Annotated in this window: 2 protein-coding genes and 1 pseudogene; all 3 read right to left on the bottom strand. The window is 70.7% G+C overall.

Annotation, left to right across the window (positions count from 1 at the left end; genetic code table 11):
• A pseudogene (locus AC5RV2_RS17775) lies at positions 1-388 on the bottom strand (hypothetical protein); the annotation flags it as partial.
• A complete protein-coding gene (locus AC5RV2_RS17770) occupies positions 388-1,224 on the bottom strand; it encodes a PP2C family protein-serine/threonine phosphatase (protein ID WP_494093425.1) in 837 nt (278 codons plus the stop codon). The pseudogene AC5RV2_RS17775 and the gene AC5RV2_RS17770, both read right to left, overlap by 1 nt.
• On the bottom strand, positions 1,221-1,659 hold a 439-nt coding region (locus tag AC5RV2_RS17765; RefSeq protein WP_494093424.1), incomplete at its 5' end, for an FHA domain-containing protein. The genes AC5RV2_RS17770 and AC5RV2_RS17765, both read right to left, overlap by 4 nt.

Genomic DNA, 1,659 nt, shown 5'->3' with positions numbered 1-1,659 from the left:
ACGGTCCCGGCCGGCCTTCGGCGTGGGAGCCGTTTGGCCCGGCCGCTATGGCCACGCTGCCGGCCGGCAGCCGTCCCTCGGTCCAACTGGAGACACCGCGTCCGCTCAGTTCCTGCCCGTCCGGGTCCGCGGATACCACCACGTCGCCGCGGAGCACCGCGTGGATGCCGCCGGAGCAGGAGACGATGCCGAATTGCGGCATGGCCGACAGGTTGGCGCCGTACCCGGAGACCACGGTTCCGAGCAACGTTTCCAGCGTGGCGCCGGACTCCAGCGCCTGCCACAACTGCTGCACCAGGTCCTCGGGGGCGCCGGGTTCGAGAAGCACCGCCGTGCCGCCGCTGACCAGCCCCAGCCAAGGCCCGGGGCTGTACGTCGTGCCGGCCATCAGGCGTCTTCCTCGGCGGCTGCCTGTTCCGGAGCATCCAGCCGGGGCAGCGTCGTCGTATCCTCCTGCCGCGGGGCGGTCGAGGCGTCCTCGGCGTCGCCTGCGGGACCGGCGGCATCAACGACGACCACGGTGATGTTGTCGCGCCCGCCGGAGCGCAGCGCGGCCTGGATCAGCGCATCGACCGCGTCCTGGGGACCGGACACGGAGGTGAGGATGGCGTAGATGTGGTCGTCGCTGACCTCCGAGGTCAGCCCGTCGGAGCAGATCATGATCCGGTCCCCCGGTTCCACGGGCACCATCCAGAAATCCGGCTGGTTATCTTCGCCGGTGCCCAGCGCCCGGGTAATGACGTGCCGGCGGGGGTGCACCAGGGCTTCCTGGGCGGTGATTTGTCCGGCCTCGAGCAGTTCCTGCACTTCGGAGTGGTCGACGCTGATCTGGACGAGTTTGCCGTGGCTGAGCCGGTAGGTGCGGGAATCGCCGACGTTGAACACCAACCAATAGAGCACGCCGCGTTCGGAGACCAGCGCGGCCCCGGACACCGTGGTGCCCGCCCGCGAGGCCGCGGCCACCCTGATCCGCGCGTCCGCCCGGCCGATCAGCTGTTCCAGCTCGTGCGCGCCGAGTTCGTGGCTGGCCACGTAGTCGCGCATCGTCTCCACGCAAATGCGGCTGGCCACTTCGCCCGCCTCGTGTCCGCCCATGCCGTCGGCGACCGCGAACAGCGTCCCGTCGGCCAGATACGCGTCCTCGTTAAGCTGCCGCCGCAACCCGCGGTCGGACCCGGCACCGACAGTGAGCCGGATGGGTTCCGCTCCCGACGCCGTACTCATGCCCGTCCGATGATGAAGCTGCGGTCGCCGAACTCGACGGTCGCGCCGGGTTGCGCCGCCACGGGATCCCCGGGGGTTAGCTGACGGCGGATGCCGTCGCCGCCGGTCACCGCGGTCCCGTTGGTGGAGTTGCGGTCCGTCACCCAGACGGTGCCGCCGTCGACCCGCAGCAGCAGATGGGTCTTGGAGACGGAACGTCCCATGTCCGCGAAATCGATCAGTTGGTCAATGACCTCGCCGGCGCCTGCGGCCGGGTTGCGCCCGATCAGGGCCGTCGTTTCAAGTACCACATCGCGCCCGTCGTCGAAGGTAATGGTGAGGGGGCCCGCCGGCGGGGCCACCGTGCGGACCCGGGTCGCCGCGAATTCTTCGTCCGGGTGGTGCACGCCGGTCTCCGCGGCTATCCGCGCCGGAGCCGGGGCGGACGACGGCGGC

The sequence above is a fragment of the Arthrobacter sp. Y3225116 genome (assembly GCF_059091245.1).
This window is presented reverse-complemented; position numbering and strand designations above follow the sequence as displayed.

Excerpts from the sequence above, each read along its gene's own strand:
- AC5RV2_RS17770 (WP_494093425.1), bottom strand. The coding sequence starts at position 1,224 with ATGAGTACGGCGTCGGGAGCGGAACCCATCCGGCTCACTGTCGGTGCC.